Raw genomic sequence first — 18,021 nt, forward strand, 5'->3', positions numbered from 1 at the left:
TGGTGCTCATCGCGGACTCCCCGCACGACGCACTCCGGATCTGCGCCGGGCTCGACGCTCCGGTGGTCGCCGCCGGCCGGGGTGCTGCCGCGGGGGCCGGGCTCGGGCTCGTTGGACCGCGACCGGCGCTCGACCCGCTGGTGACGAACCGCCGCCTGAGCGCGTCGGAGGACTTGGCCGCGGGCCTGGTCACGAGGATCGCGCCGGCAGCGGCGGGCGAGGCGGCCGCGCAGATCTCACGATGGTCCCCGGCGAGCGGTTGTGACATGAATTCAAGTGAGGACTACGCTCGGGGCTCGCACGGTGACGCGGACGAGAGGACACGCCATGACGGGGGCGAGGCTGGTGGAGCCGGACGAGGGCCCGCGGTCCAAGCGCGGCGCGATCCTCGCCGCCGCGATCGAGTACTTCGGCGAGACCGGGTACGAGGCCACCAAGTGGTCGGCCGTCGCCGGGCGGGTCGGGATCGGGCAGACCGCGCTGTACCACTACTTCGAGTCGAAGGCCCACTGTCTGCTCACCATCATGCGGCTGGAGCTGCAGCGCTCGCGCGACCAGTTCGTCGAGGCCACGCAGGAGGAGCAGGACCCGGTGGCCGCGCTGCGGGCGGCGGTGCGGGCGGCGTTCGCCGTGTCCGAGAACGAGATCCTCCAGATGCGGATCCTGCAGAACAACATGGTCCTGCTGGCCGGCCCCCGCGCGTCCAAGCGCGAGGAGACCGAGCGCCGCGCGGCGCGTGAGCTGGTGCAGTCCATCGAACGCGACTGGACCCGGCTGCTCACCCAGGGCATGTCCCAGGGCGCGTTCCCGGTCCGCGACGCCCACACCCTGGCGCTCGCCCTGCTGGGCCTGATCATCAGCGTCTGGCGGTGGTACCGCCCGACCGGGTCGACGCCGCTGGCCGAGGTGCGGGAGCTCATCGAGGGCTGCTGCCTGCGCATGGTGACCGAGTAACCCGGCGGTCCACAGAGGACCGCGGTAGCGGTTTTCCGGGCTGCCGCCCGATCCGATAGTTTTCCGCGTCCCTTGTCCACCCTGGGACCGGCAGCTAAAGTCAAACTGAACTGAACTCAGGTTGCTAGGAGCAGTCATGCGCCTCCGCTCGACGCCCGTCAAAGTTGCCAGCGTCGCCGCGACCCTGATTCTCGCCGCCAGTGCCTGTGCGAGCGCGAACTCGGCCGGAGCGAACGACAAAGAGATCACGATCGGGGCCTGGTACCCGCTGTCCGGCGCGGTCAGCGCGTCCGGCGTCCCGCAGCGCGCCGGGGCGGACGCCTACTTCAAGATGATCAACGACCGCGGCGGGATCAACGGCCGCAAGGTGAACTGGATCGTCAAGGACAACGCGTTCGACCCGCAGCAGACCGTCCAGATCGCCCGCGAGCTCATCGGCCAGGACAAGGTCTCCGCCATCGTCGCGGCCAACGGCACGTCGCAGGCCGAAGCCGCGTTCCCGTTCGTGCTGCAGCAGTCCAAGGTGCCCATCCTCAACGAGCTGGGCGGGCTGGACTCCTGGTACACCCCGCCGCGCGCCAACCTCTTCGGCACGCAGACGCTGTACGAAGACCAGGCCGCCGCGCTCGGCGACTGGGTGGCGAAGGACGGCCGGAAGAACGTCGTCGTCGTGCACAGCGACCCCGCCGCGTTCGTCAAGGTCGCCCAGGCCGCGCAGGGCGTCGCGAAGAAGTCCGACCCGGCCATGAACGTGAACCTCTTCCCGGTGAAGTTCCAGTCGACCGACTACAGCCCGGTCGTCAGCCAGGTCAAGGCCAAGGCCCCCGACGCGATCATCCTGATCCTCGCCTCGCCCGAGGCCGCCGCGTTCATGAAGGAAGCCAAGCTGCAGGGTCTCACCGCGCCCGCGTACGGCTACGCGCCGGTCGCGGCGGAATCGACGCTCACCCTGGCCGGCGCCGCCGCCGAGGGTGCCAGGGCCGTGCAGTTCGTCAAGTCCCCGAACGACAGCGATCCCGCCGTCAAGGAGTTCCGGGACGCCATGGCCAAGTACGAGCCGGGCCAGCCCGCGGACTTCATCGCGCTCTGGGGCTGGACCGGCGCGAAGGTCTTCAGCCAGATCGCGCAGACCATCCCGGGCGCGGTCACGTCCGAGTCGCTCGCGAAGGCCTACGAACAGGCGAAGAACATCGACCCGGGCGTCGCTCCCGTGATGAACTTCGGCCCGGACCGGCACATGGGCACGCGTGACGTGCAGAAAGTGGTCGTCAAGAACGGGAAGTGGGTGTCCGAAGGGGACTTCTACACCCCGCCCACCCGCTGAACCACTCGAAGGAGAGTGACCGTGGCGCTGCGAGAGTACCTGTCCGCGATGGACGGCCAGGACCCCGGGAAAGCCCTCGACCTGATGGAACCCGACCTGCGGTTCCTGATCGCCCTGCCCGCGCGGGAGGTGAGCGGGGAGTCCAAAGCGGACTTCGCGGCCTACATCGGCGGGCGCAACGCCGTCGACCGCGTCCACGAGGTGCTGCGGTACTGCGCCGACGGCGACACCGAGATGGTCTACGGCGTCGTCACCGAAGCCGGGACGGCCGTCGGCGCGTTCCACTCCGCGGCCGTCGTGTCCCCGCACGGGCTGATCGCGCGGTACCAGTCGTTCTTCAGCACCTCGTTCGCCCTGATCGACTGGCCGGAAGCATGACCGAGACCTTCGACGTCTTCGACACTGTCGTCCTCGGTGCCGGGCTCGCCGGGCTGTCCGCCGGGGTCACCGCCGCCACGGCGGGCGCCCGCACGCTGGTCCTCGAACGCGCGCCGATGATCGGCGGCTCGGCCGCGATCTCCGGCGGCTACGTCTGGGCCATCGAGGACGAGGCCGCGCTGCGGCGCGAGGACCCGGGCCGCCACCAGCGGCACGGCCGGCTGGTCGTCGACGGCTACCACGACGCCATCGCGTGGCTGTCGGGCTTCGCCCCGCCGCTGACCGGCGAAGAGCGGGCACTGGCCGGACGCGGGCACAAGTTCGACCTGCCGCTGGTGCTCGCCCACCTCGCCCGCGCCCTCACCGCGGCCGGCGGCCGGATCGCCGTCGACGCCGTCACCGACGAGGTCACCCGCGACGGCGACGGCTACGCACTCGACGTGACGACCGCGGAAGGTCCGCGCCGGATCACGACCAGGTCGGTGGTCTTCGCGACCGGTGGGCGGCAGGCCGACCCGGCCGTCCGGGCCGGGCTCGTCGGCGGCGGGTTCGTCCCGCCCCTGCGCGGCAACCCCTGGTCGCGTGGCACCGGCGCGGCCCTCGCCACCGCACTCGGCGCGTCGGTCAACACCGCCAACACCGGGTTCTACGGGCACCTGTTCGCGACCGGCGCCGAGCCGCTCAGCCCGGTCGACTACATCGCGTTCGCGCTCTACCACAGCGAAGCCGGGATCCTGCTCGACCCGGCCGGGCGCCGGTTCGCCGACGAGACCCGCGGTGACCACAACAACGCCATGGCACTGGCCGCCCACGGCGGCCGCGGCCTGCTCCTCTGGTCCGAAGCCGTCCAGCGCGCCGCCGAGGCACCGTTCGTCCCCGGCAGCCCGCACCTCGACCGCTGGGCGTTCACCCGCGACCGCGGCGGCAGCGCCGGCGTCGCGGACGACTTCGCGGCGCTGCCCGGAGGACCGCCCGATCTCGACGCCGACGCCCGCGCCCGCCTGGGCGACGGACGGGTGTACTTCGCCGAGGTCGTCCCCGCGATCACGTTCACGTTCGGTGGTATCGAAGCCGACGCTACCGGCACCGCCGTGGACGGCGAAGGTCAGCCGATCGAGGGCCTCTACCCGGTCGGCGCCGACCTGTCCGATGTGTATAACGAAGGTTACGGCGGTGGTCTGTGCCTGGCCGTGGTGTCCGGCCGCCGGGCCGGACGGCTCGCCGCCGCGCACGCCGTCAAGGAGGTCGAACGTGTCTGAGGCACCATTCCTGACGAAGTGGTTCGAGATCATGGACAGCGACACCCCGGCGCGGATCCTGGACCTGATCGACGACGGCTTCACCTTCTCCATCCTCTTCTCGACCGACACCGGCGCGACCGACTTCGCCGGCGGCCGCGAAGCGATGGAGGGCTACCTCGCCCAGCGCGAGAAGAACACGCTCACCCACCACCCGCTGGCCACCGGCGGCACCGGCCGTGACGAGTTCTACCTCGGCGAGGTCCGCCGGGCCGGCGAGGTCGTCGCCAACTTCGTGGCCGCCGGCCAGGTGGGGGCGTCCGGGCGGTTGGAGCGCTTGCTCATCGGCCGCTCGCCCGGCGTCCGGTTCGCGGGAGGTGCCGATGTTTAACCTGGTGCTGCTGGCCGCCAAGCCGCCGGACTGGACCCACGAGCGGTTCATCACCTGGTGGCGGACCGACCACGCCGAGCTCACGTACCGCCTGCCCGGTCTCCGGTCCTGGCGGCACACCGAAGTCGTGGCCCCGCTCGAGCCGCGGTCGGACGGCTGGGACGGCGTGTCGATCCTCGGCTTCGACAGCGAGGACGACCTCCGGAAAGCGCTCGCCAGCCCCGAGTGGGCCGAGGCGGTCGCCCAGGTCGGTGACATGCGCGGCCGCCGGATCGCGGTCATGGGCACCGAGCGGGAGATGTTCGCAGGATGAGGGAAGCGGTCCAGGACTTCAGGAAACGCGCCGAGCAGGCCGACTTCGTCGCGGTCGTCGACGACGAGGGCGAGCACTCCGCGCGTGAGCTGCTCGCCCGCGCGGAGGCCTTCGCCGACGTTCTCGGGCACGGGAGCACCGCGCTGGTCCAGGCGGACAACTCGTGGCGTACGCTCGTCGCCGCGCTGGCGACCGGCCTGACCGGCGGGGTGCTCGCCGTCGTCAACCGGCACACGACGCGAGCCGAGTTCGCCGCGGCGGTCGAGGACATCCGGCCGGACGTGGTCGTGGCCGAGCCGTCCGCGGCGGCCGAGTGGGACGTTCCGGCGTCGCGGCCGGCGCTGGACGGGTGGGTCGCTTCGTCCACAGTGGACCGGCGGGATCCGGCGCGGTGGGGCGGCGGCGTGTTCGTCGGCCTCACCTCGGGCTCGACCGGGCGGGCGAAAGGCGTCGTCCAGTCCGAAAGCGCCCTGCGCTACGCGTGCGCACGGACGATCGAGATCAACGGGCTGCGGCCGGGGGAGGCCGTCGCGGCCATCGTCCCGCTCTCGTCGACCGCCGCGTTCTGCTTCGGCGTCTACGCCTCGCTGGTGCTGGGCGGCCCGCTCGTCCTGACCGCGAAGTGGGAGCCCGCCGCGGTGGTCGCGCGGCTCGCGGCGACCGGGGTCCGGTGGACGATGTGTGTGCCGACGATGGTGCTGCAGCTGGCCGCCGCGGCGGAACCCGGCGCGTTGCGGGGCGTCCGGTCGTTCACCGTCGGCGGCGGCCCGATGGACCGCGCCGCGCTCGCCCGGGCCGAGCGGACCCTGGGGACGAAGATCCTGCGGGTGTTCGGCATGTCCGAGTGTCTCGGCCACACGTCCCCGCTGCCCGGTGAACCGGAGGAGATCCGGTTGGGCCACGACGGCAGGCCGTTCCCCGGCACGGAGGTCCGCGCCGTCTCGCCCGAGGGCGTCGTGCTCGGGCCGGGCGAGACGGGCCGGGCGCAGGTCCGCGGGCCGTCGCTGTTCCTCGGCTACGCGCGCGACGGCCGGGTCGCGCCGCCGGAGCTGACCGCCGACGGGTTCTTCCCGACCGGTGACCTCGTGGTGTCCTCTGTGGACGGCCTGATCACGATCATGGGTCGGGAGAAGGACGTCGTCATCCGCGGCGGCCGCAACATCGACATCGTCGAGATCGAGCGGGCCGTCGCCGGGTACGAGCGCCTCGCCCAGTCCTGCGTGGTGCCCGTCCGCGACGACGTGCTGGGGGAGCGGGTCGCCCTGCTCGCCGTGCCGCGTGACGGCGGCGCGGTGGAGCTCGCGGAGATCACGGCCCACCTCGGCGCCGCGGGGCTGTCCAAGACGAAGTGGCCGGAGTTCGTCTACGTCGTGGACGACCTGCCCCAGACCAAGGTCGGCAAGCTCGACCGCGTGACCGCGCGCGAGCTCGCCGACGGACTGCACACCGGAGCCGCCACGTGAGTCTCGACCGCGGGAAGTGGGCGACCGCCGGGCCCGAGACCGTCGCGCCCGGCGTGCACCGCGTCCCGCTGCCGCTGCCCAACGACGGCCTGCGCGCGATCAACGTCTACGTCCTCGAGACGGACGGCGGCCTGGTGCTGATCGACGCGGGCTGGGCGATCCCGGAGTCCCTGGCCGTGCTGGAAGAGGCGCTGCGGGACCTGGGCCGGCGGCTCGGCGAGATCACCGACGTGTTCGTCACGCACATCCACCGCGACCACTACACGCAGGCGATCGACCTGCGCCGCCGAGTGGGCGCGCGGGTGCACCTCGGCGCGGGGGAGCGGCCGGGGCTGGAACTGCTCGCGCGGCTGCGCACCGACGTCCCGGTGACGTCGCTGGACGTCCTGCGCCGCGGCGGGGCGGCCGACCTGGCCGACCGGATGGCGTCGGGCTACGGCGAGTTCGACCCGGCCGGCTGGGAGCCGCCGGACCACTGGCTGGAGCCCGGTTTCCTGGCGGACGGCCTGCAGGTCGTGGCCACGCCCGGGCACACCCGCGGGCACGTGGTGTACCTCGACCGGGCCCGCGGGGCGCTGTTCTCCGGTGATCACGTCCTGCCCCACATCACGCCGTCGATCGGCTTCGAGCTGGGCGAGCCCGGCCTGCCGCTCGGCGACTACCTGGACTCGCTCGAGCTGATGACGACGTTCCCGGACACCCGCCTGTTCCCCGCCCACGGCCCGGTCGCGGCCAGCACCCACACGCGCGTCGAGGAACTGCTGGACCACCACGACAAGCGCCTGGCGCAAACGGAGTACGCGCTGGACTCGGGCGCGCGCGAGGGCCACGCGGTGGCGCGGCTGCTGCCGTGGACCAGCCGGTCGATCGCGTTCGACGACCTGAACGACTTCAACCGGATGCTGGCGGTCAACGAGACGGTCGCCCACCTCGACGTCCTGGTCGCCCGCGGCCGGGCCACGGCGTCCGAAGTGGACGGTGTGGCCCGGTACCGCCTCGCCCGCTAGCGCGCGGTCCAGCCGCCGTCGACGTAGAGCTCGGAGCCGGTCACGAAGCTCGCGTCCTCGGAGGCCAGGAACGCCACCGCGCCCGCGACCTCGTCGGTGCGGCCGAGGCGGCCCAGCGGGGTTCCGTCGACCATCGCCGCGTGGCGCTTCGTTCCGTGCCACAGCTCGCGCGACAGCGGGGTCTCGATGAAACCGGGGTGCACCGAGTTGACCCGGACGCCGCGCGTGCCCCAGTGCAGGGCGGCGTTCTTGGTCATCAGCCGGACCGCGCCTTTCGCCGCGTGGTAGGAGAAGTGCGTCCCGAACCCGCCGACCGTGCCGAAGATCGACGCGATGTTCACGATCGAACCACCGCCGGCGCGCTCGATCGCCGCCCCGGCGTGCTTCATGCCGAGCCACACCCCGCGCTGGCTGACCGCGATGACCTTGTCCCAGGTCTCCTCGGTCTCGGTCTCCACGGTGCCCGGCTCGCCGATGCCCGCGTTGTTCACCAGCACCGAAAGCCCGGCCAGCCCGGCGACGACCCGCTCCCAGGCGGCCGCGGACGTGACGTCGAGCGCGACGCCGATCGCGTCGGGCAGCTCGGCGGCCAGCGCTTCGCACCGCCGCGCGTCGATGTCGGTGACGACGACGCGAGCGCCTTCCGCCGCCAGCCGCCGCGCGATCGCTTCGCCGATACCGCCGGTCGCGCCGGTGACCAGCGCGACCTTTCCGGACAGTCGCAAGAGTCCTCCTAGGTGAGCAGGTCGAGGCCCAGGACCTCCGTGGCTAATGACTATTAGCCATAAGAACTCGCCTTCGAAGCACTGTCAAGACAGTGTGGCTAATCTGCGTTAGCCTGACGGTCATGAAGGTGGAACGTCCTCATCAGCCGGCCGGCCCGTCGGCGGCACTGCCCGGCGACCGGGCCGCCGCGATCCGGCTGGCGGCCTTGCGGCTGTTCGCCACCCAGGGCTACCGGACCACCACGATGGCCGACATCGGCGCCGCGGTCGGCATCCGCGGGCCGAGCCTGTACAAGCACGTGTCCGGCAAGCAGGTCCTGCTCGCGGAGATCATGCTGGGCACGATGGACGCCCTGATCGCCCGGCACGCCGAAGCGGTCGGCAGCGCCGCCGACGTCCGCGACCAGCTGCGCCGGGCGGCCGAAGCGCACGTCCGCTACCACGCGCGGCACCAGCTGGAAGCCTTCGTCGGCAACCGCGAGATCGGCAGCCTGGAGCAACCGGACCGCGACCGCGTCCTGCGCCGCCGCGGCACCTACGAGCGCGGCTTCCGCGAGCTGATCGAGCGCGGCACGGCCGACGGCGTCTTCGCGCCGGGATCCGCGCGGCTCGCGTCGTACTCGATCTTGGACATGGGTATGGGCGTGTCGAGCTGGTTCCACGACGGCGGCGAGTTCTCCGTCGACCGGCTCGCCTACCACTACGGCGACCTCGCCTTGCGGATCGTCGGCTGCGGCTGAGGCCCGGTACGCTGCCGCAGCCGAGCACACGCACCGACTGGGGACGACGAACCATGGACATCGCTTCCGGCGTGGACCGAGTCCGCGTCCACGAACCCGTGCCGAACCTGCCGTCGGGGGCCGAGCCGCTGTTCGCCGGGTATGTCCGGAAGCTGACCTCGGCGGTCGTCCTGCGGATGGTGCTCAGCGGGGTGATGCTCGCCTACGGCGTCCTGGTCGCGCTGAGCGTGCGGGACGGGAGCGCGCTGCCCTACTTCTACTTCGCCGTCTTCGGCGGCACATTGGCGTTGTGGAGCTACGTCCTGAGCCTGTACGTGCGGCTCCGGCGGCTCTTCCCGGAGCCTTACCGCCGGCTGGACATCGCCCCGGACGGCTTGCTCGTCAAGGGATCGCGGGTGTCCGTGCGGCTGCCGGACGGCCGGTGGCTGCGGACCCGGCTCGCCGACGGGCCGCGGGTGCAGCTGGCCGGCGAGCGCCGGTTGTGGGTGCTCGGCGCCGGCCGGCGGGTGTTCGTCCGCCCGCCGGGCGCGATGTGGGTGCGGGCCGGGCGGATCGAGGACACGCCGACGCCGGGGGCGACACCGGCCGAGCCGGTCTCACGCCGTCCGACGCCGCCGCGGCTCGATCCGGTGCTCGCCGCGCACCGCGCGTACCGGGTCCGGCGGACGGTCGTCTCCGGGGTGGTGTTCCTGGCGCTCGGCGCGGCCGGCTTCATCGTCGTGGCGACCGTGCGGTTCGACCCCGGCGGTTTCCTGGGCCCGGCCGCGTTCGGGGGCATCGCCGGCGGCAGCGCGGTGTTCGCGCTGATGGGCCTGCTCGTGGTCGTCGGCGTCCTGCGGGTCCGCCGGCCGATCACCGAGGACACCTGGGTGGAGCTGCGGGTCGCGCTCGACGCGCCGTTCGAGCCGCGCACCCGCGGGGTGGCCCGCCTGACCGGCTGGGCGCTGCTGCCGGACGGCCGCCAGACGCGGTTCCGGCTCGTCGGCGACGTCTCGCTGGCCGCGAACGTGGCGACGACCGGGCAGCTGTGGCTGCTGGGCCACCCGCTGCCGGGCAAGCAGGCGAAGGCGGGCGTGCCGGGCTACCCCTGCGCCGGCGGCTTCCGCCTGCTCTGAGTCCGGTGTGGTGTGATCGACGGGTGCGTCGCGCCGTGGAGGAGTCCAACCGCCGGATGCTGCGGGCCCGCGACACCATGGACCGGGACTACGCCAAGCCGCTGGACGTGTCCGCCGTGGCGAAGGTCGCGCACGTCTCGCCGACGCACTTCAGGCGGACCTTCCGGGCCACGTTCGGCGAGACACCGCACCGCTACCTGCAGCGCCGGCGCGTCGAGCGGGCCATGTTCCTGCTGCGCTCGGGCGACCGGAGCGTCACCGAGATCTGCCTCGAAGTGGGCTTCACGAGCCTCGGGACCTTCAGCCGGACGTTCCGCGACATCGTCGGCGAGTCACCGTCGGCCTACCGGCGGCGCGGGCCGGTCGCGGACGTCCCGACCTGTTTCGCCATGGCTTGGCTGCGGCCGAGGGACTGACCGGCGCGGTCGTTTCGGATAAGCGCCGCCGCGGGTGCGGGCGCTACCGTCGGCCGCATGTTCACCGCACTGACCATTTCCCAGATCTTCGTACTCGACCAGGACGAGGCGCTCGACTTCTACGTCGGCAAGCTCGGCCTCGAGGTCAACACCGACGCCGACCTCGGGTTCATGCGCTGGCTGACGATCAACGTCGCCGGCCACCCCGACCGGGAGATCCTGCTCGAGAAGCCCGGCCCGCCGAGGATGGACGAGTCGACGGCGGACCAGGTCCGGGACCTGCTGACCAAGGGGGCGATGGGCGGGACGCTGTTCTTCACCACCGACGACTGCCGCAAGACCTACGAGACGCTCCTGGCGAAGGACGTCGAGTTCACCGACGAGCCCACCGAGCGTCCGTACGGGATCGACTGCGGCCTTCGCGACCCGTTCGGCAACGCGATCCGGTTCACCCAGCGGCTGTCCGGCGCGTGACGTGATACGTCCGTACCAGCACCACGGGTGATAGCGTGACGCCGTGGCGGGGAGCCGGATCACCGTGCGGGTCGGCGAGCGGCAGCTGACGCTCTCGAACCTCGAAAAAGTGCTCTACCCCCGTCACGGCTTCACCAAGGGCGAAGTGCTCGACTACTACTCGCGCATCGCGCCGCTGCTGCTGCCGCACATCCGCGACCGGGCCATGACCTTCGTGCGGTTCCCGGACGGCGTCGACGGCGGCTCGTTCTTCGAGAAGGACGTCTCGCGCCACGCGCCCGACTGGGTCCGCACCGCCCGGCTCACCGTCGGCGGGCGCGGCAAGGCCCCCGAGGTCATCGCCTACCCGCTGATCAACGACCTGCCCGAGCTGGTCTGGGCGGCCAACCTCGCCGCGCTCGAGCTGCACGTCCACCAGTGGACCGTCGACGCCGACGACGAGCGGAGCACGCCGGACCGGCTCGTGTTCGACCTCGACCCCGGGCCCGGCGCGACCATCGTGGACTGCTGCCGCGTCGCCGAGCGGCTGCACGACGTGCTCACCGCGGACGGGCTCACCCCGGTGGCGAAGACCAGCGGCTCCAAGGGCATGCAGCTCTACGCGGGCGTCGTGACGACCGACGGTGGCGAGACGTCGCAGTACGCGAAGGCCCTCGCCGAGCGGCTCGCCGCCGAGACGCCGGACCTCGTCGTCGCGCGGATGACGAAGACGCTGCGCCCGGGCAAGGTCTTCATCGACTGGAGCCAGAACAACCCGTTCAAGACGACGGTGGCGCCGTACTCGCTGCGCGGGCGCGACGAGCCGACCGTGTCGACCCCGGTCACGTGGGACGAGGTGCGCGCCTGCCGGCACGTCGCGCACCTGCGGTTCACCGCCGGCGAAGTTCTCGAGCGCGTCGATGATCTCGGTGACCTCTTCGCCGGACTGGGCCGGACGCGCGTCCCGATTCCCGCGTTCGGCTGAATTTCGGAATTCGCAATTGCGCGGGTAAACCGCGGCGGTTCCGGAGGTGGCGACCGCCGAAATTGCGGAACAAGGGATCGACCAGGCGTTTTCGATCATCCCGTGTGGACTGTTGCACGTGCAGACGGCCGTGTCGGTGCATGACCCGCCGGTCGAGCGTGCTTGCGTTGTGCGGCAAGCTGGACGAACTGGGTACGGTCTACGCGTAAACCACCGTCCTGAGCCGTCGGAGCCGGTCATGAGGATGCAGAAACCGCCGCGGCTTTCGCGGGCCTTCGGCCGTTCTTCGGCGGGTGCGTTGTGCGAGCCGTTCTCGGTCACGACGACGTTCCCCGGTCATCGGAGCACGCTCGTCGCGGTGGTGGGCGACATTGATCTCGCGACCGTCGCCATTCTTGTCGAATGCGCGGAAACCGCGCTGAAGACCGGCGGCCCGGTCGTCGTCGACCTCGGTGAGGTGACGTTCTGCTCCGGGGTCGGGCTCCGCGCCTTGCACCGGGTGCAGAAGCGCGCCGACGACGCGGCCGTCCCGGTCGCGTGGGTGGTGCGCACACCGGCGGTGTGGCGGCTGCTGCAGGGGACCGGCGGCACCGGCTTCTCCTGCTACCGGGATCGGGCCGACGCGCTGGCGGCGCTCGGCTGATCCGCTTCGACCGGCCGCGCAGGGTGCGCGGCCGGGTTCCGGGAAGAAAGGAAACGGGTGTCCGGCCTGATCGACACCGATCTCGAGTTCTGGTTCCAGCGCGGCCTGCGCGCGTACCTCGGCGAGGTGGCCGAGGCGCTCGGCTTCGGCCTCGAGTCCTGCACCGTGGACGTGGACGTCCCGGTGTCGGCCTACGTCGCGGTGGACTGGCGGCTGCGCCGGTTCCCCGACCGCGACGTGGCGCTGCTGTGGGACGAGGTGCACGGCTGGGCCGCCGCGGTCGAGGCGGCGTGCGGGGAGGAGATGATCGTGCTGGCCTACCTCGGCGGCGCCGACATCCTGCCGCCGACGCGCGCGATCGTGCGGTTCCTGGCCGCGTTGCGGGCCGGCGACCTGGAGCCGGACCGGCCGGGTTCGCCCGTGCTGCGCCGCGCCGGGAGCCACCAGGAGCTCCTGCCGTTGCTGCCGGCGGGGTGACGCGGCCGGGGCCGATCCTCCACACTGGAGCGATGGGGATGGTGCCGGACGCGGTGGCGCCGATGCTGGCCGTCGACGGGTCCCTCCCGGACGACGACCGCCACGGCTACGAGTGGAAGTGGGACGGCTTCCGCGGCTGCGCCCGGGTCGCGGGCACCGGCGAGGCCCGGATCACCAGCCGCAGCGGCAGCGACCACACCCACCGCTACCCGGAGCTGCAGGACGTCTTCGCCCCCGCGCTCGGCGGGCACGCGGCGGTGCTCGACGGCGAGGTCGTCGCGCTGAACGCGGCCGGCCGCCCGGAGTTCGAGCTGATGCAGCGCCGCGCCATGCACGAGCCGACGGCGAAGCTGCGGGCCGAGGTCCCGGTCGTCTACTTCGCCTTCGACCTGCTGCGGATCGGCTCGGAGTCGCTGCTGGACCGGCCGTACGAGCAGCGTCGCGAGCTGCTCGCCGAGCTGGTCCGGCCCGCGGACGGCCGGCTCGTCGTGCCGCCCTGGTACACCCGGGCCGACATCGCGCCGGACCAGCTGCTGGCGACCGCGGCCCAGCACGGCATCGAGGGCGTCGTCGCGAAGCGGCTGGACGCGCCGTACCTGGCCGGTGCCCGGTCGCCGTTGTGGACGAAGCGCGCGCTGACCCAGACGCGCGAAGTGGTCGTCGGCGGCTGGCGGACCGGCGCCGGCCGCCGCGCGGGCACGCTCGGCGCGCTGCTGCTCGGCGGGTACGACGACGACGGCTCGCTGGTTTACATCGGCGACGTCGGCACCGGGTTCACCGACGGCGCGCTCGACCACCTGACGGCTGTCCTCGCTCGGCTGGCGCGGGCGGAGTCGCCGTTCGCGACGGAGGTTCCGCGCGACCGCGCCCGCGGCGCGCACTGGGTCGAGCCGGACCTGGTCGGCGAGGTCGTCCACCGCCGCGTCACGCCGGATCTGCGGCTGCGCCACACGTCGTGGCGCGGCCTGCGGCCGGACCGGACGCCCGGCGAGGTACGGGTGCCGGAGCCGTCATGACTGCGTCCGTGCGCTTGGTCGAGATCACCGGCGAGAACCGTGACGCGGTGCGCGCCCTGCGCGTGCACACGGGTCAGGAGCGGTTCGTCGCGTCGGTGGCGAAGTCCCTGGAGGACGCCGCGACGACGCCGGAAGCCGAGCCCTGGTACCGGGCCGTCTACCTCGGCGACGAGCCGGTCGGCTTCGTGATGCTCAGCTGGGACGTCCCGCCCGGGCGCCCGGGCATCCTCGGGCCGTACTACCTGTGGCGGCTGCTCGTCGACGGGCGGTACCAGGGCCGCGGGATCGGCCGCGCGGTGCTGGAGGAGGTCGTCTCGCTGGTGCGGGCGGCCGGCGCGACCGAGCTGCTCACGAGCCACCAGCCGCACGACGACGGTCCGGGCGCGTTCTACCGGAAGTTCGGGTTCGTCCCGACCGGGGAGATCGACGACGGCGAGATCGTGGTGCGGCTCGGACTGTGATCGCGGTCACGGCCGGTCACATCGGTCCGGTGGGCGGAGTCGTGGGGGTGACGGACCCGGAGCACCGGGGCCCGCGAACCCCGGAGGAGTCCCGATGTCCACCGCCTACCTGATCGTCACCCTCTTCGCCGCCGCCTTCGTCGCCTTCTCGGCCGTTTCGGTCTTCACCCGGGCGAAGTGGGTCGTCGAGCCGATCACCTCCTACGGCGTGCCCGAGGCGTGGTGGCCGTGGCTGGGCGCCGCGAAGGCGGCCGGCGCGCTGGGCCTGGTCGTCGGCCTGTTCGTGCCGCCGATCGGCGTCGCCGCGGCGATCGGGCTGGTGCTGTACTTCCTCGGCGCCGTCGTGACCGTGGCGCGCGCCCGGTCGTACGGGCACCTCGCGTTCCCGGTGCTCTACATGGCGCCGGTGGTCGCGTCGCTGGCTTTGTTGTCCTGACCGGCGAGCCAGGTCAGGGCGTCGGCCGCGTGGTCGAGCACGGAGATGTGGCCGTCGCCGGGGGTGAGCCGGAGCTCGGCGCCGGGGATCCGCTTCGCGAGCCACTCGCTGTGGGTCGCGGGGATCATCCGGTCGTCGGTGCCGTGCACCAGCCGGACCGGCGCGGTGATCGCGGCGAGGTCGCAGCCCCAGGGCTTGACGGCGGAGAGGTCGTCGTCGATCAGGCCGACGGCCCCGAGCGCGGGCCGGACGACGTCGTTGAGCCAGGACCACGACCCGTTGAGCGCGGCGAAGTCGGCCTCGGTGAAGACGTCGGGATCGAACTCGGCGGTGGCTTCGTACTTTTCCTTGGCAGCGCGGCCTTCCACGGCGGCGCGCAGCGAGTTGGCGGTGGCGGCGGCCATGCCGTCGAACCAGCCATCGGCCCCGAACGGCGCGACCGCGGCGAGCCCGGCGACGGCGACGACACGGCCGGGCAGCAGCGCCGCGGTGGCGAGCGCGTGCGGGCCACCACCGGAGTGCCCCATGACGGCGAAGGTGTCGAGCCCGAGGGCGTCGGCGACGGCGGCGACGCACTCGGCGGCGTTCGCGGTGGTCCGGTCCGGCAGGGGCGTGGAGGAGCCGTAGCCGGGCCGGTCGTAGGAAACCCACCGGACCCCGAGCTGTTCGGCGAGCGGGAGCAGGGGCCCGGGCGGCGCCCCGAGGTTGGGCGAGCCGTGGTGCCAGAAAACGGTGAGCCGCGCGGGGCCGCCGGTGTCGTACACGTGCAGGGTGCGCCCGTCCGGCAGGGCGAGATCCGTCTCGGTGACCATGGGCCCGAGCCTAGCGGCTGTAAGAAGCCTAGCCGCTGTAACAAAGGGCGGGCTCCGATCGTCGGAGAACCACGACCGCGACGCGGGCGGGCAGAAGCCGGGCTTCTTCCGCGAGTTCAACGCCAACCCGCGTTCGGCCGACTACGACCCGGCCAATTGCAACCGGTTCGCCCGCTACCTCGCGAGGCGGGCAAGGCGGCGCCGGACGAGGTGCCGGTCCACTCCCGGCAGCTCGCCCAGCGCCCGCAGGTCATCGAGGCGCTCGCCGCGGACGGCTGAGCGTCAGCGGGCCAGGCGCTCGGCCAGCCAGGCCAGCGACAACGGGTACCGGTAGTCGATCGCGGCGTGGCCTGCCTCGAACAGCTCGAAGTGGATGCGGTCCGCCGGCAGCCCCGCCTTGAGGACCTCCGCTCGGAACGCCTCCGCGCCGACGTCGAGGAAGTACTCGTCGCTCGTGCCCGCGTCGATCCAGACCGCTCGCCACGAGCTGACCGCGTCGGTGCGGGCAGGCACCATCCGGACCGGGTCCCAGTCCAGCCAGCGCTGCCACACCTCCGGGCGCAGCACGCCCGTCGCCGGGTCGAACGGCAGCTCCGGCGTTCCGTCCGGACGCGCCGAGAAGCACGCCGACACCCCGAGCAGCTGCAGCAGCGTCGCGTCGACCGCGCTCGAGAACGCCGGGCGGGCGCGGAAGTCCGCCCACCACGCCTGGATGTCCTGGTCGTAACCGCGCAGGGCGCGGACCGCCTTGCCGAAGTCCGGGACGTAACACAGCTCGTACAGCGAGTCGCCCGCGTGGGTCGCCAGTGCGCCGAACAGGTCCGGGCGCAGCATCGGTGTGATCATCGCGCCGAACCCGCCCGACGACTTGCCCGCGATCGCGCGGGACTCGCGGTCCGGGATCGTCCGGTAGCGCGCGTCGACCCACGGCACGATCTCGTCGCACAGGTACGAGTGGTAGCGGCCCGTTCCCGGCGAGTCGACGAACTGCGAGCCGCCGTACGCGGTCCACGCGTCGACGTACACCACGACGCAGCCCGGCGCGCCGGCGGCGAACACCGCGTCCGCCGTCTCCACGAACGGCTGCCGGAACGGCGTCCGGTTGGCCCACATCGACAGGTGCCCGGTGTAGCCCTGGATCACGTACACGACCGGGTACCGCTCGGTGCCGTCGTCGTAGCCCGGTGGGACGTACACCCACAGGGGTCGCTCGTGCGGGTCGCCGAGCGGGTTGTCCCGCAGCAGCGTGGATTCGACGGTGTGCCGGTCGAGCCGGCCGGCGAGGTCGCCGTCCCAGGGCAGCATGCCGCCAGTCAACCACGGTTCAACCGGTTGCAAGGGCTAAGCGATACCTCTTTTCCCCGGGTAGCGTTGAGCCGTTTCGGCCCGACAATCGTGTTATGGGCACGGTGGTGGGTTAGGGGAATGCGGGGAAGACCATGAGACATCCGGGGCCGTTGTTCACATTGCTCGCGGGCGTGGTGCTCGCCGGCGGGATCGGGGCCGTCACGGCGGCGACGGGGACCGGCGTCGCGCCGGTCGCCGGGGCCGCGAACGCGGCGAGCGTGGCGAGTGCGTCGCCATCCTCGCCACCCCCGACGTCCGCGGCGCCGAAAGCCGAGGCGCCCAAGGCGGACGCGCCCGCACGGGCGGACTACGCGGGGCGCGTCACCGGCGGCGGCGCGTCGGTCGCGGTGTCGGTGCGCGACGGCCACGCGATCGCCTACCTCTGCGACGGCAAGAAGGTCGAAGCCTGGCTGCAGGGCGTGACGGTCGGCGGGAAACTGGACCTCAAAGGGGCGAAGAACGCCAGCCTCACGGGCAGCTTCGACGCCGCTTCGGTCACCGGGTCCGTGACGGCGGCCGGCAAGACCTACCAGTTCAGCGCACCGCCGGCGAAGAAACCCGCGGGGCTCTACCGCGCGGCGCCGAAGGTGAAGGGCCAGCAGGCCAAGGTCGGCTGGATCGTGCAGCCCGACGGCAGCCAGGTCGGCATCCTCACCACGGGCGAGGACTCGGCGTCGGCTCCCGCGCTCAACTTCGGCACCGGGGCCACGGCGACCGTCGACGGCGCGCCGGTGACCGCCGAGCCGATCAGCGGCCTGGCCGGGAACGGTGACTTCTGATGACCACGGCGGGCAATCGCGCCGGGGCCGCGCTCCTCGTGCCGCTCGTGGTCGGCGCCGTCGTCTCGGTGGTGCTCGGCGTCTACGGCAGCCTGCACACGCCGACCGGCGTCGCGGTGAACGTCGCCGGGTTCTCGAGCCCGATGTCGGTGAAGGCATGGCTCGCGACGGTCGTCGTCGTGCTGGCCGTCGTCCAGCTGCTCTCGGCGCTGGCGATGTACGGCAAGCTCGGCCGGACGGTACCGGCGTGGGTCGCGCCGGTGCACCGCTGGTCGGGACGGCTGGCGTTCCTCGTGTCGATCCCGGTGGCGCTGCACTGCCTGTACGCGCTCGGGTTCCAGTCGTTCGACACCCGCGTGCTCCTGCACTCGCTGCTGGGCTGCTTCTTCTACGGCGCGTTCGTCGCGAAGATGCTGCTACTGCGGAAAGACGGCGCGCCCGGCTGGTCGCTCCCGCTCCTCGGCGGCCTCGTGTTCACCGGCCTCGTCGGGCTGTGGTTGAGCGCGTCGCTGTGGTTCTTCACCCAATCGGGCTTGAAATTCTAGGCG

At 72.4% G+C, this 18,021-nt stretch carries 24 protein-coding genes; 21 read left to right on the forward strand and 3 right to left on the reverse strand.

Annotated features, from left to right (window positions below; genetic code table 11):
• Positions 1–327 precede the first annotated feature (327 nt).
• The 8 genes from ACZ7OU_RS29065 to ACZ7OU_RS29100 all read left to right on the forward strand — a co-directional run bounded on the left by ACZ7OU_RS29065 (position 328) and on the right by ACZ7OU_RS29100 (position 7,068).
• Positions 328–954 (forward strand): TetR/AcrR family transcriptional regulator, encoded by a 627-nt coding sequence (locus ACZ7OU_RS29065; protein ID WP_470236893.1) that lies wholly within the window; start codon positions 328–330, stop codon positions 952–954.
• Positions 955–1,090: 136 nt separating this feature from the next.
• Positions 1,091–2,278, forward strand: coding sequence for an ABC transporter substrate-binding protein (locus tag ACZ7OU_RS29070; protein WP_470236892.1), 1,188 nt, complete (start codon positions 1,091–1,093; stop codon positions 2,276–2,278).
• A 21-nt stretch (positions 2,279–2,299) separates the two neighbouring features.
• Entirely contained in the window at positions 2,300–2,656 is a 357-nt protein-coding gene (locus ACZ7OU_RS29075) for a nuclear transport factor 2-like protein (RefSeq protein ID WP_470236891.1), read from the forward strand.
• Positions 2,653–3,915: an FAD-binding protein gene (locus ACZ7OU_RS29080; protein WP_470257576.1), complete on the forward strand. Its 1,263-nt coding sequence runs from the start codon at positions 2,653–2,655 to the stop codon at positions 3,913–3,915. Before ACZ7OU_RS29075 ends, ACZ7OU_RS29080 begins: the two co-directional genes overlap by 4 nt.
• Entirely contained in the window at positions 3,908–4,285 is a 378-nt protein-coding gene (locus ACZ7OU_RS29085) for a nuclear transport factor 2 family protein (protein WP_470236889.1), read from the forward strand. The genes ACZ7OU_RS29080 and ACZ7OU_RS29085 overlap by 8 nt, the downstream gene beginning before the upstream one ends.
• Positions 4,278–4,598, forward strand: a complete 321-nt coding sequence (locus ACZ7OU_RS29090) for an EthD family reductase (protein ID WP_470257577.1) — start codon at positions 4,278–4,280, stop codon at positions 4,596–4,598. The genes ACZ7OU_RS29085 and ACZ7OU_RS29090 overlap by 8 nt, the downstream gene beginning before the upstream one ends.
• Entirely contained in the window at positions 4,595–6,061 is a 1,467-nt protein-coding gene (locus ACZ7OU_RS29095; protein WP_470257578.1) for a class I adenylate-forming enzyme family protein, read from the forward strand. The genes ACZ7OU_RS29090 and ACZ7OU_RS29095 overlap by 4 nt, the downstream gene beginning before the upstream one ends.
• A complete protein-coding gene (locus ACZ7OU_RS29100; protein WP_470257579.1) occupies positions 6,058–7,068 on the forward strand; it encodes an MBL fold metallo-hydrolase in 1,011 nt (336 codons plus the stop codon). The genes ACZ7OU_RS29095 and ACZ7OU_RS29100 overlap by 4 nt, the downstream gene beginning before the upstream one ends.
• Here the strand turns inward: ACZ7OU_RS29100 and ACZ7OU_RS29105 are convergent.
• On the reverse strand, positions 7,065–7,793 hold the full coding sequence (locus ACZ7OU_RS29105; protein ID WP_470257580.1) for an SDR family NAD(P)-dependent oxidoreductase: 729 nt from the start codon (positions 7,791–7,793) through the stop codon (positions 7,065–7,067). The two genes, ACZ7OU_RS29100 and ACZ7OU_RS29105, sit on opposite strands and share 4 nt — an antisense overlap.
• Before the next feature lie 122 nt (positions 7,794–7,915).
• Here ACZ7OU_RS29105 and ACZ7OU_RS29110 point away from each other — a divergent pair, with 122 nt between their 5' ends.
• From ACZ7OU_RS29110 to ACZ7OU_RS29155, 10 genes are all read left to right on the forward strand, one after another.
• The gene (locus ACZ7OU_RS29110) at positions 7,916–8,533 is read left to right on the forward strand and encodes a TetR/AcrR family transcriptional regulator (RefSeq protein ID WP_470257582.1); all 618 of its coding nucleotides are present in this window, start codon (positions 7,916–7,918) and stop codon (positions 8,531–8,533) included.
• 53 nt (positions 8,534–8,586) lie between these two features.
• A complete protein-coding gene (locus ACZ7OU_RS29115; protein ID WP_470257583.1) occupies positions 8,587–9,648 on the forward strand; it encodes a hypothetical protein in 1,062 nt (353 codons plus the stop codon).
• A gap of 56 nt (positions 9,649–9,704) precedes the next feature.
• A complete protein-coding gene (locus ACZ7OU_RS29120; RefSeq protein ID WP_470257668.1) occupies positions 9,705–10,064 on the forward strand; it encodes a helix-turn-helix transcriptional regulator in 360 nt (119 codons plus the stop codon).
• A 57-nt stretch (positions 10,065–10,121) separates the two neighbouring features.
• Positions 10,122–10,538: a VOC family protein gene (locus ACZ7OU_RS29125; RefSeq protein WP_470257584.1), complete on the forward strand. Its 417-nt coding sequence runs from the start codon at positions 10,122–10,124 to the stop codon at positions 10,536–10,538.
• A 43-nt stretch (positions 10,539–10,581) separates the two neighbouring features.
• Positions 10,582–11,502 carry a non-homologous end-joining DNA ligase gene (gene ligD / locus ACZ7OU_RS29130; RefSeq protein WP_470257585.1) on the forward strand — a complete coding sequence of 307 codons (921 nt, stop codon included), beginning with the start codon at positions 10,582–10,584 and terminating at the stop codon, positions 11,500–11,502.
• A 238-nt stretch (positions 11,503–11,740) separates the two neighbouring features.
• The gene (locus tag ACZ7OU_RS29135; RefSeq protein ID WP_470257586.1) at positions 11,741–12,145 is read left to right on the forward strand and encodes an STAS domain-containing protein; all 405 of its coding nucleotides are present in this window, start codon (positions 11,741–11,743) and stop codon (positions 12,143–12,145) included.
• Positions 12,146–12,202: 57 nt separating this feature from the next.
• Complete coding sequence (locus tag ACZ7OU_RS29140; RefSeq protein ID WP_470236879.1) at positions 12,203–12,622, forward strand: DUF6292 family protein; 420 nt, start codon at positions 12,203–12,205, stop codon at positions 12,620–12,622.
• 32 nt (positions 12,623–12,654) lie between these two features.
• Entirely contained in the window at positions 12,655–13,638 is a 984-nt protein-coding gene (gene ligD / locus ACZ7OU_RS29145) for a non-homologous end-joining DNA ligase (RefSeq protein WP_470257587.1), read from the forward strand.
• Positions 13,635–14,099 (forward strand): GNAT family N-acetyltransferase, encoded by a 465-nt coding sequence (locus tag ACZ7OU_RS29150; RefSeq protein WP_470257588.1) that lies wholly within the window; start codon positions 13,635–13,637, stop codon positions 14,097–14,099. Before ligD (ACZ7OU_RS29145) ends, ACZ7OU_RS29150 begins: the two co-directional genes overlap by 4 nt.
• Before the next feature lie 94 nt (positions 14,100–14,193).
• Complete coding sequence (locus ACZ7OU_RS29155) at positions 14,194–14,535, forward strand: DoxX family protein (RefSeq protein WP_470236876.1); 342 nt, start codon at positions 14,194–14,196, stop codon at positions 14,533–14,535.
• Here ACZ7OU_RS29155 and ACZ7OU_RS29160 read toward each other — a convergent pair.
• Entirely contained in the window at positions 14,493–15,347 is an 855-nt protein-coding gene (locus ACZ7OU_RS29160; protein ID WP_470257589.1) for an alpha/beta fold hydrolase, read from the reverse strand. The genes ACZ7OU_RS29155 and ACZ7OU_RS29160 overlap by 43 nt on opposite strands.
• Positions 15,348–15,503: 156 nt before the next feature.
• Here ACZ7OU_RS29160 and ACZ7OU_RS29165 point away from each other — a divergent pair, with 156 nt between their 5' ends.
• Positions 15,504–15,626, forward strand: coding sequence for a hypothetical protein (locus tag ACZ7OU_RS29165; protein ID WP_470257590.1), 123 nt, complete (start codon positions 15,504–15,506; stop codon positions 15,624–15,626).
• Positions 15,627–15,629: 3 nt separating this feature from the next.
• Here ACZ7OU_RS29165 and ACZ7OU_RS29170 read toward each other — a convergent pair whose 3' ends face one another.
• Positions 15,630–16,652 carry an alpha/beta hydrolase gene (locus ACZ7OU_RS29170; RefSeq protein WP_470257591.1) on the reverse strand — a complete coding sequence of 341 codons (1,023 nt, stop codon included), beginning with the start codon at positions 16,650–16,652 and terminating at the stop codon, positions 15,630–15,632.
• A 134-nt stretch (positions 16,653–16,786) separates the two neighbouring features.
• Here ACZ7OU_RS29170 and ACZ7OU_RS29175 point away from each other — a divergent pair, with 134 nt between their 5' ends.
• On the forward strand, positions 16,787–17,473 hold the full coding sequence (locus ACZ7OU_RS29175; RefSeq protein WP_470257592.1) for a hypothetical protein: 687 nt from the start codon (positions 16,787–16,789) through the stop codon (positions 17,471–17,473).
• Positions 17,473–18,018 (forward strand): DUF6529 family protein, encoded by a 546-nt coding sequence (locus ACZ7OU_RS29180; RefSeq protein ID WP_470257593.1) that lies wholly within the window; start codon positions 17,473–17,475, stop codon positions 18,016–18,018. The genes ACZ7OU_RS29175 and ACZ7OU_RS29180 overlap by 1 nt, the downstream gene beginning before the upstream one ends.
• Positions 18,019–18,021: the final 3 nt, after the last annotated feature.

This window comes from Amycolatopsis sp. NPDC114505 (genome assembly GCF_055633615.1).

Excerpts from the sequence above, each read along its gene's own strand:
- ACZ7OU_RS29065 (WP_470236893.1), top strand. The coding sequence starts at position 328 with ATGACGGGGGCGAGGCTGGTGGAGCCGGACGAGGGCCCGCGGTCCAAG.
- ACZ7OU_RS29115 (WP_470257583.1), top strand. The coding sequence starts at position 8,587 with ATGGACATCGCTTCCGGCGTGGACCGAGTCCGCGTCCACGAACCCGTG.
- ACZ7OU_RS29170 (WP_470257591.1), bottom strand. The coding sequence starts at position 16,652 with ATGCTGCCCTGGGACGGCGACCTCGCCGGCCGGCTCGACCGGCACACC.
- ACZ7OU_RS29080 (WP_470257576.1), top strand. The coding sequence starts at position 2,653 with ATGACCGAGACCTTCGACGTCTTCGACACTGTCGTCCTCGGTGCCGGG.
- ACZ7OU_RS29175 (WP_470257592.1), top strand. The coding sequence starts at position 16,787 with ATGAGACATCCGGGGCCGTTGTTCACATTGCTCGCGGGCGTGGTGCTC.
- ACZ7OU_RS29070 (WP_470236892.1), top strand. The coding sequence starts at position 1,091 with ATGCGCCTCCGCTCGACGCCCGTCAAAGTTGCCAGCGTCGCCGCGACC.
- ACZ7OU_RS29150 (WP_470257588.1), top strand. The coding sequence starts at position 13,635 with ATGACTGCGTCCGTGCGCTTGGTCGAGATCACCGGCGAGAACCGTGAC.
- ACZ7OU_RS29120 (WP_470257668.1), top strand. The coding sequence starts at position 9,705 with ATGCTGCGGGCCCGCGACACCATGGACCGGGACTACGCCAAGCCGCTG.
- ACZ7OU_RS29160 (WP_470257589.1), bottom strand. The coding sequence starts at position 15,347 with ATGGTCACCGAGACGGATCTCGCCCTGCCGGACGGGCGCACCCTGCAC.
- ACZ7OU_RS29180 (WP_470257593.1), top strand. The coding sequence starts at position 17,473 with ATGACCACGGCGGGCAATCGCGCCGGGGCCGCGCTCCTCGTGCCGCTC.
- ligD (WP_470257587.1), top strand. The coding sequence starts at position 12,655 with ATGGGGATGGTGCCGGACGCGGTGGCGCCGATGCTGGCCGTCGACGGG.
- ACZ7OU_RS29095 (WP_470257578.1), top strand. The coding sequence starts at position 4,595 with ATGAGGGAAGCGGTCCAGGACTTCAGGAAACGCGCCGAGCAGGCCGAC.
- ACZ7OU_RS29135 (WP_470257586.1), top strand. The coding sequence starts at position 11,741 with ATGAGGATGCAGAAACCGCCGCGGCTTTCGCGGGCCTTCGGCCGTTCT.
- ACZ7OU_RS29125 (WP_470257584.1), top strand. The coding sequence starts at position 10,122 with ATGTTCACCGCACTGACCATTTCCCAGATCTTCGTACTCGACCAGGAC.
- ACZ7OU_RS29090 (WP_470257577.1), top strand. The coding sequence starts at position 4,278 with ATGTTTAACCTGGTGCTGCTGGCCGCCAAGCCGCCGGACTGGACCCAC.
- ACZ7OU_RS29110 (WP_470257582.1), top strand. The coding sequence starts at position 7,916 with ATGAAGGTGGAACGTCCTCATCAGCCGGCCGGCCCGTCGGCGGCACTG.
- ACZ7OU_RS29155 (WP_470236876.1), top strand. The coding sequence starts at position 14,194 with ATGTCCACCGCCTACCTGATCGTCACCCTCTTCGCCGCCGCCTTCGTC.